The organism is Clostridium boliviensis, assembly GCF_033342255.1.
Lineage (GTDB): Bacteria > Bacillota > Clostridia > Lachnospirales > Lachnospiraceae > Lacrimispora > Lacrimispora boliviensis.
In genome coordinates, this window is the sequence record NZ_JAWONS010000324.1 from 1 (window position 1) to 12,542 (window position 12,542).

The 12,542-nt window shown below is 44.5% G+C and carries 9 protein-coding genes and 1 riboswitch; all 9 genes read right to left on the minus strand.

From position 1 onward, the window contains the following. Positions 1 to 46: 46 nt before the first annotated feature. Positions 47 to 2,152: a BglG family transcription antiterminator gene (locus RZO55_RS21925; protein WP_318066394.1), complete on the minus strand. Its 2,106-nt coding sequence runs from the start codon at positions 2,150 to 2,152 to the stop codon at positions 47 to 49. 1 nt (position 2,153) lies between these two features. Further along, positions 2,154 to 3,485, minus strand: coding sequence for a PTS sugar transporter subunit IIBC family protein (locus tag RZO55_RS21930; protein WP_318066395.1), 1,332 nt, complete (start codon positions 3,483 to 3,485; stop codon positions 2,154 to 2,156). Between the two features lie 98 nt (positions 3,486 to 3,583). Continuing rightward, positions 3,584 to 4,966, minus strand: coding sequence for a PTS mannitol transporter subunit IIBC (locus tag RZO55_RS21935; protein ID WP_318066396.1), 1,383 nt, complete (start codon positions 4,964 to 4,966; stop codon positions 3,584 to 3,586). 252 nt (positions 4,967 to 5,218) lie between these two features. Then, positions 5,219 to 6,406, minus strand: coding sequence for a methionine adenosyltransferase (gene metK, locus RZO55_RS21940; RefSeq protein ID WP_318066397.1), 1,188 nt, complete (start codon positions 6,404 to 6,406; stop codon positions 5,219 to 5,221). Positions 6,407 to 6,495: 89 nt separating this feature from the next. Beyond that, a riboswitch (SAM riboswitch) is annotated at positions 6,496 to 6,624 on the minus strand. Positions 6,625 to 6,726: 102 nt separating this feature from the next. Then, positions 6,727 to 7,650, minus strand: coding sequence for a nucleotidyltransferase family protein (locus RZO55_RS21945; protein WP_318066398.1), 924 nt, complete (start codon positions 7,648 to 7,650; stop codon positions 6,727 to 6,729). Positions 7,651 to 7,699: 49 nt separating this feature from the next. Then, positions 7,700 to 8,992, minus strand: coding sequence for a UDP-N-acetylglucosamine 1-carboxyvinyltransferase (gene murA / locus RZO55_RS21950; RefSeq protein ID WP_318066399.1), 1,293 nt, complete (start codon positions 8,990 to 8,992; stop codon positions 7,700 to 7,702). Between the two features lie 106 nt (positions 8,993 to 9,098). Further along, positions 9,099 to 11,573: a hypothetical protein gene (locus RZO55_RS21955; RefSeq protein ID WP_318066400.1), complete on the minus strand. Its 2,475-nt coding sequence runs from the start codon at positions 11,571 to 11,573 to the stop codon at positions 9,099 to 9,101. Positions 11,574 to 11,704: 131 nt separating this feature from the next. Next, positions 11,705 to 12,169 (minus strand): arginine repressor, encoded by a 465-nt coding sequence (locus tag RZO55_RS21960; protein WP_318066401.1) that lies wholly within the window; start codon positions 12,167 to 12,169, stop codon positions 11,705 to 11,707. Positions 12,170 to 12,193: 24 nt separating this feature from the next. Continuing rightward, on the minus strand, positions 12,194 to 12,538 hold the full coding sequence (locus RZO55_RS21965) for a hypothetical protein (RefSeq protein ID WP_318066402.1): 345 nt from the start codon (positions 12,536 to 12,538) through the stop codon (positions 12,194 to 12,196). Positions 12,539 to 12,542: the final 4 nt, after the last annotated feature.

Sequence of the window (12,542 nt, forward strand, 5' to 3'; positions counted from 1 at the left end):
AAAAAAAAACCAGGTCCTTTACGGACCCGGTTTTCCAGTTTATTCCTCACATCTTATCAAGAAAATTTCTGAAATATTGATTTAAATAATGGGAAACAAAAGCTCTTATCTCCTCTTTACCTCCATGCCTCACTGCCTCCAGAAACTCCTCCTCCTCAATCAGCCGCTCGCTTAAAACCCCAAGGATCTCACTGTTTTCTGCTGCATGATCGTCCTTTGGCACCAGCATTACCAGAACAACACATACTCCTTTAAAATAAGGGTCCGAAAACGGCGTTCCGTCTTTCGTCTGGCAAACAGAAAATACTGGTTTTGAAACACCTTCCGTCCTTGCATGAAGAAGGGCAAAGCTAAAATCAGGGAAAACCTGGCTGCAAAGCCGTTCTCTCCTCATAAGATCCTCCTGTATCATGCTCTGACGGTCTGCGTAGGATGCCAGTCTCTCACTGACAGCTATCAGCAGCTCTTCAAAGGTGATCCCATTGTCTACCCGCTGGTATTCCATGAGCCTGATAATACTTTTGATCTGAACTGCTATAAAATTCACCTGGTCCAACTGTATGGTAAACTCCTTGTTGTCTTTCTTTTTAGGCATATATTCACACTGGCGCACTTTACCTGCGATCCGTTCCATTTCTTCAGCGGAAAGCAGGGGGCTTACATACAGGATGTCTGCCGTCTCCTTTAATTGCACCGTTGATACAAAGAAATCTGTCTTACTGAGCACATAGGGAGTTAAGTCAGTCATACCATAAACAGACAGCTCCACCCTGTCTGAAAAATCTCTGGCAATCCTGGAAGACATGAGACGTGAGATCCCGATTCCGCTGGCGCAGACGATCCCTATATTCACCTTTCTGCGGCTTTCCTTTCTGCTTTCCATCCGCACCTCAGCCGCACCGAAGTGAACTGCAAGAAACCCGATCTCCGGTTCCGGTACCTCATATCCATATCGTTTTTCTATTACCCTGGCAACGGACCTGCACCGCTCAAATATGGCAGGATAATCCCGTTTGATCTGATCCAGCAAAGGATTCTGGATCTTCATACCATTAGCAAGGCGAACAAGAGTAGGCTTTAAATGGGCAATCAGTCCCTGGATCACAAATTCTTCATCCTGCTTTAACAAATAAGCAATCCCGTCGTTATAGCAGTCGATCATTTCATTGACCACCTCCCACAGTTCCCTGGATTCCTCAATTTCACTTCTGGACTTCTCGTCAACATTTAACTGCTGAATCTTAGAACCTTTGATGTGAAGGCAGATATAGGCACATTCAATTTCCGGAATCTGAATCTGAAACTCTTCTTCCAGGGACCTGGTTATGGTTTCAGCCAGATCATAATCCTGGTCCTTTTGCAGAAAATCTGCCATAAGGGGGTCTTCTTCAATGATTTCCTGTCTGCGGATCCTGTTCACGGCAATCGCCACATGGATCACCAGACCAAGGTAGGAATCCTGAGTCAGATTCAGGATTCGTTTATCCCGTATCCTCAAAATGCAGGCAATTACCCGTTTTACAATATCGTCGTCCAGGATTCTGTAGATGTTCCTCTCACTCTTGTTCTGAATTACATTTAACACAGACTGGTTCCGGTCTTCATACATCCCCTGTATTATATCTGTATGAATATTTTCATCAATAAACACTCTGAGGGCCTGGCGGAAATCCCGTTCACTGCCTTCAATGAAGACACCATATCCCGGCTTTCTCTTTATTTCCAGATGATACTTGTGAAACCACTCTTTGACCGCCTCTAAATCTGAGCTGACAGTGGCTTCGCTGACTCCGAATAAATCACTGTAATAATACAGTTTTTTTAATGTCTTATCCTTAAGAATTTCCAGGACCAGACGCTTCTGGCGTTCTATTCGGTCAGAAACATCAAGGGCATCATTGGCTTCAAGTTCCGCCTGTAAGGCTTCCATCTTACTCCTGTCTCCTTCCAGCCAGATGCCAGTCCCGGTCTTGGAGCAAAAAGTCAGACCATATTTTTTAAGTGATTTGGGAATATATTCCAGCTCCCTTTGCACGGTTCTCTTGCTGATATGAATCTGGTCTGCAAGCTGCTTTACAGGAACAGGCCCCTGTTCTTTCAGCAGAGCCAGAACAATTTGCTGCATTCTGGGCGTAAAATCACTACCCACCATCTCATTCACCTCCCATTAACCAGTTCAGGAGTTCCTTATAACCAGACATATCTGTTAAATTGTCCACCGTAAAGCATGGAATATTAATCTCTGGCAGGGAACGGGCGAAATTCTTCTGGCATACAATGGCATCTGCATCAGCCGGAATCCGGTCAACCGACACATGGAATACCTCTATACCCGTCAGGCCCTCCAGTCTCAGTTTTTTCTTGAAAATAGCACTGGCCATTGCACTGGATCCCAATCCTACGTCACATACAAAATAAATTTTGGCATGTTCCATTCTCTTTACCGGCATCTCTTCAACCTTTTGTTCCTTATCTTTATCAATGGCTGGTTCCCTCCTTCTTCCGGATAAAATCAGGCATGACAAAAAGCAGCTCACCGCAGCGGAGATCGATATCCCCATAACAATCCCCAGCCAGTGCTTTTTGTCCGCCATAATCAGTATGGTAATAATACTTCCAGGTGAAGCCGGTCCCAGCAGTCCACTGCCCGTTACCATAAAACAGTAATTACCCGCAATGCTGCCGGCGATGGCTCCAGCCAATAATCGGATGTCCGATAGTATATAGGGGAAATAAACCTCATGAATTCCCCCCAGAAACTGGATAATCAGGCTGGAAACCATTGGTTTTCTAATGTTCCGGTTAGCCAGGGTATAAGCAAGAAGAATACCGAATCCCGGTCCGGGATTGGTCTCCAGAAGAAACAAAATGGAACTCCCCTGGGTTTTCAACTGCTCCAATCCCAGCGGCAGAAATATGCCGTGATTGATCCAGTTATTGAAAAAAATAATTTTCAGCGGCTCTACCACAAAGCTGATAAAAGGGATGATCCCCCTGTCTATCATAAGTGATAAGCCATTTCCCAAAAATCCCAGCATCCATTCTGCCTCCGGGATCAGTAAAACATAGGCGGCGCCTCCGGCTAGCAGCCCTAAAGATGCTAAATATAAGTTGCTAAAGAGCATTTCAAAGCCGGAAGGAATCCAGTTTTTAATCCTGTCCAGACCTTTTTTGCATAAAAAACCGGCAACTCCGCCTGCTGTAACAGACAAAATCATGGCAGAGACAGGCTCCGCCATAACAACAACAGAAGCGGCAAGGGTGCCGGCTAAACCGCCGACTTCCCCGCCGCACATAGTGCCTGCTTTATATCCCATAAACACCGGAATCACCAGAGAAGATAAAATTTTAGACATTTCATACAGGTGTTCATTCTGGAATATGCCTGCTGAAAAGACTGACAGCAGTCCTGCTGTCACAAACAAAGGTATGCTTTCAGCGATCACTCTGCTGTAATACTTCAGTACTCTTCTCGTTAATTTCATCTGTGAAATTCCCCTTTTGTACCCATTGTATAGTTTTATTAGTATTATACCATGGGATACAATCTGATACCAGAATGTCTATGTTTTTTTAATTTTATCTAATTACTTTTTAATGATTCCACCAGCTGGTCATATTCCGGAGCTGCCAGGAAATTAGTGATCAGGACCAGTTGTGCCTCCGGATTGCTGTGAGCCGCACGCTCCTTCAATTCCTTATGAGTCACCACAATCTGGGCATCTGATGGAATTGAGGATACTGGAGAGTGACTGACTTCAATTTCTCCAAATCCTGCTGCAGCCAGCTTTTTTTTCAGCACGGTAGCGCCCATAGCGCTGGAACCCATACCTGCATCACAGGCAAACACAATTTTTTTAACAGGACCATTATATACCGTTTTCGTTTCCATTGCCTGAGTACCTTTGGACTCCTGTTTCATCTTCTTGACTTTATCCCTGGATTCATCAAGGTCTCCGCTTTTTCCTGTAAACCGAAGCAGAGGAAGAGCCACAAAGAAGGAAACAGCAGCAGCTACTATAACACCTGCAAGCGTACCTAAGTATCCGCCTCTTGGTGTCATTGCAAGAACAGCCAGGATGCTTCCGGGAGATGCCGGTGAAGTTAATCCTACACCCAAAAGCTGGAACACAAAGATTCCGCTGGCTCCACCTGAAATAACAGCCAGAAGTAACAATGGATTCATCAGGATGTAAGGGAAATAAATCTCGTGAATTCCACCTAAAAAGTGAATGATGATTGCGCCAGGTGCTGAGCTCTTGGCAGTTCCCTTACCAGCTATACAGTAAGCCAGTAAAATGCCAAGTCCCGGACCTGGGTTTGCTTCAAGCAGAAAGAAGATGGATTTTCCCATTTCTTCTACCTGCTGGATTCCCATAGGAGAAAGTATCCCATGATTGACAGCATTGTTTAAGAACAGAACCTTAGCTGGCTCAATAAAGACGCTTGCCAATGGAAGCAGCTTGTGATCCACAAAGAATCCAACTCCTGATTCCATAACCCGGTTCATAACCTCTACAAAAGGTGCAACTCCCTTCAGAGCAATAACAGTTAATACAGCACCGATGATACCCAGGGAAAAGTTATTAACCAGCATCTCAAAACCAGCAGGGATTTTCCCCTCTATTTTACTGTCAAACTTTTTAATTACCCAGGCACTGAGCGGTCCCACGATCATTGCCCCCATAAACATAGGTACACTGGAACCAACAATTACGCCCATGGCTGTGATTGCACCAATCACACCGCCCCTCTGGCCATAAACAGCCGTACCGCCAGTATATGCGATCAAAAGCGGCAGAAGCGTACTTGCCATAGGTGAAACCAGAGCCCCGATGGCCGCATTAGGATACCAGCCAGTTGGGATAAACAATGCCGTAATCAGCCCCCATGCAATAAATGCACCGATGTTAGGCATTACCATACCGCTTAAAAAGCGGCCAAATACTTGTACCTTCTCTTTCATTTTACATACCCTCACTTTATGATATAGTATTTACTGTGTAATTTGTGGAAGGTATGATTGGCCAATCATTTCCTTTTCATAGCCTTATTATAATCAATGTGAGCTTTAAATTTCAACACGAAGTAACAGGGATTTGGCGCTAGTTATAGTGCCAAATATTAAAAATGGTTCACTTGCCATTAATCCATAAAAAGAGAGATGCCGCATCCAGCTGTAAATCAGCTGTTTTGCGGCATCCCTCTCATATAATTACTATAAATATTCTTTTAACAGGGAAACCTTATCCAGCTTTTCCCATGGTAAATCTAAATCGTTTCTTCCAAAATGTCCGTAAGCCGCGGTCTGCTTATAGATCGGACGGCGTAAATCAAGCATCTTAATAATACCTGCCGGACGTAAGTCGAAGTTTTCACGGATAATCTCAACCAGCTTTTCATTGCTTACTTTTCCGGTTCCAAAAGTATCTACCATAATGGAAGTAGGGTGAGCCACTCCGATGGCGTAGGATAACTGAATCTCACACTTATCTGCAAGACCTGCAGCTACGATATTTTTGGCTACATAACGCGCTGCATAAGCGGCTGAACGGTCTACCTTGGTGCAGTCTTTACCGGAAAATGCACCTCCGCCGTGACGGGCATAACCGCCATACGTGTCTACAATGATCTTGCGGCCGGTAAGACCGCTGTCTCCCTGGGGACCACCAATTACAAAGCGGCCGGTAGGATTAATGAAAAATTTCGTGTGTTCATCTACCAGCTCAGCCGGAAGAATCTCATCAAACACATATTTTTTGATGTCTTTGTGAATCTGCTCCTGGCTGACATCTTCATCATGCTGGGTGGATAATACCACCGCATCAAGGCGAAGGGGTCTGCCGTTTTCATCGTATTCCACCGTTACCTGGGTTTTTCCATCCGGGCGGAGGTATGTTAAGGTTCCGTTTTTGCGGACTTTTGTCAGCTGAAGTGCAAGCTTGTGTGCAAGCGCAATCGGATATGGCATATATTCTTCTGTCTCATTGCTGGCGTAACCAAACATCATTCCCTGATCTCCGGCTCCGATGGCATCGATTTCTTCTTCTGACATCTTATTCTCTTTTGCTTCCAGAGCGCGGTCTACACCCATTGCAATATCCTTTGACTGTTCATCCAGAGTTACAATCACTCCGCATGTGTCACAGTCAAATCCGTATTTTGCGCTGTTATAGCCGATTTCTCTTACCGTTTCACGCACTACCTTCTGAATGTCCACATATGCCTGGGTGGTAATTTCACCCATAACCATAACCAGACCGGTGGTGGTGCAGGTCTCACAGGCTACCCTGCTCATCGGGTCCTGTTTTAACATCTCATCAAGAATTGCGTCAGAAATCTGATCACACATTTTATCCGGATGTCCTTCTGTAACGGACTCGGATGTAAATAATAATTTTTCCATGTTGTCATTTCCTCCTCTGTTTTACATGGGGGAATAACAAAAAGAAAAGTCCGCAGCAACGCGGACTTGATTCAACTTAGTATCAAATCCTCTTATTGCTCGATTTCTCGCTCAGGTTGGCACCTTCCAGACGTTCCTTATGGTAAAAACACCATAAAACCGACCGGGGTTGCCGTGACTTCACAGATCCTTTGTATCTCCATCACTCTGAATAAGGGATATTACGACTTTTCATTTGTTATTCAATTAGCAGTTATGATATCTGCTTTTTCATTCTACTCTAATAACGGGCATATGTCAATAGCCTTGCTGCCTTTCCGCTACTCCCAAAGCTTTTCCGGATAAAGACCTGCTGCCTTAAATCCAGCAATGGCATCTACCACTGTCTTTTTATCTTCCTGATAGGTTACGCCGTACCAGCGGTCTGTACTTTTCAGCACCGTTACCTCTGCTTTTCGTTCTTTTAAAAGCTCATCAACCACAAATGGAAGGAAGTACTCACATTTGAGTGGATTCTCCTTTAACTCCCTGTTTAAAAAAACAGGAAAGCGGTTTTTTAGTTCCTTTAATATACTGTCTGTAAATCCCCACAAATTCATGGATACAAGGGTATCTTCTGAAAGAGCGGTCCAGGTTTCACCATTATCTTCCGTAAATTCCGCTTTCTCTCCATGTTTTTCAATTCTGGTCCGCTCACAGATATCTGACAGCAGTCCAACTTCTGAAACTGTGCAGACACCTCTCGCCACTTGGCCATTCTCTGTCAGTGTATTGTAAAGCTGATATCCAACCATGGAAAACTGGTACTTATTCTCTTCCCTGACACCGGATAAAAAGTTGAAAACAGATATAAATGCACCTTTTCCATAGTAATCATCGGCATTGATTACAGCAAAAGGACCATCAATCACTTCTTCACAGCACAGGATCGCATGACCCGTCCCCCAGGGCTTCACCCTTCCCTCCGGTACTTTAAATCCTTCAGGCAGCTTAAACAGTTCCTGATAGACGTATTCCACCTTTACATGCGCAGCCATGCGGTCCCCGATGTGTTCCTTAAATTCCTTTTCTATTGCCTTTTTGATAATGAAAACTACTTTTTCAAAGCCTGCCTCCACTGCATCATAAATAGAAAAATCAATAATTTTATTACCGTAAGCATCCACCGGATCAATCTGCTTTAATCCTCCGTACCGGCTGCCCATACCTGCAGCCATAATCACAAGCACCGGTTTCTTTTTCATATCCAAAGTCCCTTCCTCCTGTAAGCAAAACGGCGGGGAGATCCCCCGCCTAGCCTACTTTTAATTTAAATTTCTGAGCCTCTTTTTCTGAGTCCACCTTTTCAATCATGGCACCCAGACCCTGAAGCTTATCTTCAAAACATTCATAACCTCTTTGTATATAACCGATTTCATCCACCAGGGTATATCCATCTGCAGCAAGACCTGCAATCACCAGTGCAGCTCCTGCCCGTAAATCGGGAGCATTTACAAAAGCTCCGGTTAAACCGGTTACACCGTCAATGACTGCTACGTTGCCTTCCACCTTTACATTGGCACCCATGCGGGAGAGCTCATCCACATAGCGGAAGCGGTTCTCAAATATGCTCTCAGTCACCACGCTGGTGCCGCCTGCCAGTGCAAGGGTTACTGCCATCTGGGGCTGCATATCGGTTGGAAATCCCGGATAGGGAAGTGTCTTGATATCTGTATGCTTCTGACTGGTCTTTCCCACTACACGTACTGCATCGTCAAATTCCACGACTTCACAGCCCATCTCCAACAGCTTGGCCGTAATAGCTTCCAGGTGCTTGGGAATCACATTCTTCACCATAACATCTCCCCGTGTGATTGCCGCTGCACACATGAATGTACCGGCTTCAATCTGGTCGGGGATAATGGAGTATTCTGTACCGTGCAGCCTGGATACGCCTTTAATACGAATGGTATCCGTGCCGGCACCCTTAATATTGGCACCCATACTGTTTAAGAAGTTAGCAACGTCAACCACGTGGGGTTCCTTTGCCACGTTCTCCAGAATGGTCTGTCCTTCTGCCAGAGTTGCAGCCATCATAATATTAATGGTAGCGCCTACACTGACCACATCAAGGTAGATATGGCTTGCTACCAGATCAATGGCATGGGCAATCACTGCTCCGCGTTCAATCTTTACATCGGCTCCCAGTGCACGAAAGCCCTTTAAATGCTGGTCAATAGGTCTGCTTCCAATGTTGCAGCCTCCCGGAAGAGGAACCTGAGCACTTTTATACTTTCCAAGCATGGCTCCGATAAAATAATACGAAGCCCTGATTCTTCGGATATATTCATCATCTACCGCCACTTCACGGATTGTCTTTCCATTAATACGGACTGTATGTCTGTCAATTCTCTCTACCGTAGCTCCAATTTCTTCGATTGCTTCCAGTAATACATTAATATCATTCACATCAGGCAGATTATCAATCAGCACATCCTCATCTGTCATGATCGCTGCTGCTAGAATTCCCAAAGCGGCATTCTTGGCTCCTCCTATGGTCACTTCTCCCACCAGTGGATTGCCGCCTTTCATAATATACTGCTCCATTTCACACCTCTGACTATCTTTTATCTATTACAAATCTCTTAATTTTTAACATTCACCTTTCATGATTATAACATATCTTACGAATTTGTAAAGAGAATGCACTTTCTTATTCAAGAATTACTCCGCAGACAAAATCATTACCAAGTCCTGAGAAATAAGCTGTGGCGTCATTTAAGCCCATTTTCTGGCTGTCTCCCGTTTCGGGATTGCAGAGTGTGACATTATATTGATCATAGCCTGAGATGAGCACATATCCGCCCTGTCCTGTGTAAGCAGCCGCCGGACAGCCCTGACCAATGAAATAAAGGATCTGGTTTAACTCAGCACCTCTGGCATCTATCATGAAAACGCCTTCTTTCACTCCATTTTCCGCAAAGTCCGGAAGATTGCGGAAGAAAGCCCCTCCCTTTTTCATTGGATTCTTCATGCTTTTAACCGGGGGCCGGTTGACCCTGTTCCACAATATCTCATGATTTTGGTCCGTCACAACCCCCATCCGGTCATAGGCAAGGTCTAAGGCCTTCACAAAGCTTCTGCTGCTTCCCAGATAATGGCCTCCCGCATATGCAAGAAATCTGTTTTCCTGATTTTGGGGCCGGCTCTTTAACTCAACCACTTCCGTGGTTTCATAAGCCACTTTTTTCGGTACCGCAATTGATACATTTTTACTCGATGCTTCCTGGTCCAGCTGGACAAAGTAGATCTTTTTCCTGTCCTCTGATGCATACCAGCCGATTCCCTTTAATTCTTCATTGGAAATCTCCTGATTGCAGACAATGGTATCCTGTCTGGAGACAGAAAAAGTCTGATCTCCCATTTTTACTACCTGGGTTAAATGAATCCGGCTTCCGTCTACCGTAACATCTGCAATAAAGGACTGATCCTGCTCATATTTCTTAACAATCGATCCGCTCTGGTCCATAATTTCAATCCTGTACATGGGTGCATCCATAACTCTCCCATTCTGCGACCAGATATCTCCCGCTTTTGCAATACCATATATAAAATCATCACCGACAAAACCAAGGGGGCGGAACCTGTTATCTTCACCGCCGCCTATTTCTCTTTTAATACCAGTGTCCAGATCCATTAAATGAATGACTCCGGCACCATAAATGTCGCTTCCTTCCTGCCATGCAAAATGACGTTCTGTGCTGCTGACTGCATAACCTCCCTCAGAAAGAGAATCTGCCAGAACCATATATTCATTGCTGTTTAAATCGATTCCGTAAACTGCCCTGCCGGCCATAAGATAAAGCATACCATTGGCACCTAAGTGAGAAAGCTGGTCCACATCTTCCTTCAGCATCTCAAAGGATGAAGTCACTGGTGTAAAGAAACGCTCTCCTATGGCATTCTCTTTGCTGCTATACCGGTAAAGAGCGATCCCCATGCTGCCTTCGTGAATCCCGCGGTTCATGTATCCATAAACGAGGAAATCCACATCTCCGTTATCGCTCACAGAGAGAATCTTTATATCATGCTGGTTGTATCCGCTTCGAAGACCGTCATCTTTACCGCTGCGAAAAGAAAATACCTTTACCGCATGGCCCTGCTTCTGGTCATATGTCCATAAATCCCGGTTGATTCCATAAGCAATGCAATTCCCTCCGGGACTTTTCCTGGTCTGAACTTCGTCCGGATTGGTAATTCCAAGTGTAATCCGTTTTCCTGAAAACAAATTCTTCTGTCCTGAGAATATCTGATTGGTGCTGCGTTCAAAATCCATCAGATAAATACGGCGGCTGTCCCATTTCATTGTAAATGAATCTTCTACTTCATAAAGCTCACCGTCATCTCCAGCACCTGTGCGGGCTGCCTGGTATTCAAGGCTGACGCTGCACATCACGCCATCTAAATCCTTTAAAGTCGCCCGGATCTCTCCAACCGGCTCCATGGACAGTCCTCCCCAGGTAAGCTGGGAAAAACTGGACCGGATAGATACATGACCAAGGGAACTGTTGTCCTCGGTATTATTGGTTTCCAGATATGTGGTTAAATCTCTTGCCTGATCATAGTGAAATGTTTTCGTTGTAAAATCAAAGGCAAAATCGATCATGTCTTTCCCGTTGGTACTGTCTGTCCACATGATCCTGGTGTAATAATAAAGGGTACCGTTCTCAGAGGTATCCAGAGTCAGTATAAGTAAATATTCTTTGTCCTTTGTCAGAAGATTCTGAATGGGAAGGTTCGCTGTTACCGCACCATCTTCCTGATCCCATCTGCTTAGGCTGGTCCGCTCCACCAGACGGCTTAAGTCAAGGCTTCGCACTTCATACTGTATCCCTGTAATGCTTCCGTTATAATCTGCGATCCCCAGATTTAAATTCCTGTCCTGAGGAAGAACAGTAAGTGCTTCCCTGGAAACCGTCTGTCCCATATCCTGTACATACCCGTGGAGCAGATTCATCTTTCGTCCGTACATCTGCGTATAAACAACAGGAAGCGAGGCCTCATCCATAGAGGTATATACCATCACTTCACTTTTTTCCGTATTTCTTTGATTCCACATAAAATAAACTGCGATAGCCAGCAGGAATATCACAGATAAAATTCCAATTTTTTTAGCCAAACGATTCATATAAAACATCCTTTATTTTTCCATTTTTATCTTCTTTATTGTATACAATAATGGACAAAACTACAATGAAAACTTTCTTAAACATTCGTTAATTGGCAGAAAAAACCGGTTGTTGTAAATTCCATCCCATCTTAACTGTTGATATTCTTAAACTGCTCCGCCATCTGATAGGAGGTACCTTCTCTTGTAATTACAAAGATTGTATTGTTCCCAGCTATAGTTCCTACAATTTCGTTCCAGCCCAGTTCATCGATCACCGTACATACAGAAGCCGCCATGCCTGGCTCACAGTCAATAACCACCACATTCCCTGACTGCTCCACTGCCCTGACTGCCATGGAAAACAGTACAAAAAGCCTGTGGGAAATCTGGTGTCTGAATATAATTGTGCTTTGAATGTATCCTTCCCCGCTTACACCCTTTATCAGGTTCATCTCACGAATATCCCTGGATAAAGTCGCCTGTGTGACATCAATCCCCTCCCTGCTTAAATATTCCTTAAGCATTGTCTGTGTCGTGATGGGCTGCTTCCTGATCAATTTAAGAATTGTCTTCTGACGCCTGCTTTTTACACTTTCCTTTTCAAATTCATTCACCGTATTCCCCTTTTACCTGTTCGCCTAAAGAATCTCAACTCCAGCCTCCATGTCACGGTCAGGAATCATAAAGGCCACATTACCATCCCGATCCTCCGCCACCATAAGAATCCCTTCCGATTTTAATCCTGCTATCCTGGTGGCTTTCACATTTTCCAGAACCATCACTTTTTTTCCGATAACTTCTCCGGTTTCATAATATCCTTTAAGGCCGGACAGGATCTGACATGTCTTATCCCCAACCTCCACCTGAAAGCATAAAAGCCGGTTCGACTGATTTACTTCAGTACATTTTACAATCTTTCCAACTTTAAATTTCATTTTGAACAGATGATCACATGACACATATTCTTCTTTCTGATATTCCATTTTT

Excerpts from the sequence above, each read along its gene's own strand:
- RZO55_RS21935 (WP_318066396.1), bottom strand. The coding sequence starts at position 4,966 with ATGAAAGAGAAGGTACAAGTATTTGGCCGCTTTTTAAGCGGTATGGTA.
- RZO55_RS21955 (WP_318066400.1), bottom strand. The coding sequence starts at position 11,573 with ATGAATCGTTTGGCTAAAAAAATTGGAATTTTATCTGTGATATTCCTG.
- RZO55_RS21930 (WP_318066395.1), bottom strand. The coding sequence starts at position 3,485 with ATGAAATTAACGAGAAGAGTACTGAAGTATTACAGCAGAGTGATCGCT.
- metK (WP_318066397.1), bottom strand. The coding sequence starts at position 6,406 with ATGGAAAAATTATTATTTACATCCGAGTCCGTTACAGAAGGACATCCG.
- RZO55_RS21925 (WP_318066394.1), bottom strand. The coding sequence starts at position 2,152 with ATGGTGGGTAGTGATTTTACGCCCAGAATGCAGCAAATTGTTCTGGCT.
- murA (WP_318066399.1), bottom strand. The coding sequence starts at position 8,992 with ATGGAGCAGTATATTATGAAAGGCGGCAATCCACTGGTGGGAGAAGTG.
- RZO55_RS21945 (WP_318066398.1), bottom strand. The coding sequence starts at position 7,650 with ATGAAAAAGAAACCGGTGCTTGTGATTATGGCTGCAGGTATGGGCAGC.
- RZO55_RS21965 (WP_318066402.1), bottom strand. The coding sequence starts at position 12,538 with ATGGAATATCAGAAAGAAGAATATGTGTCATGTGATCATCTGTTCAAA.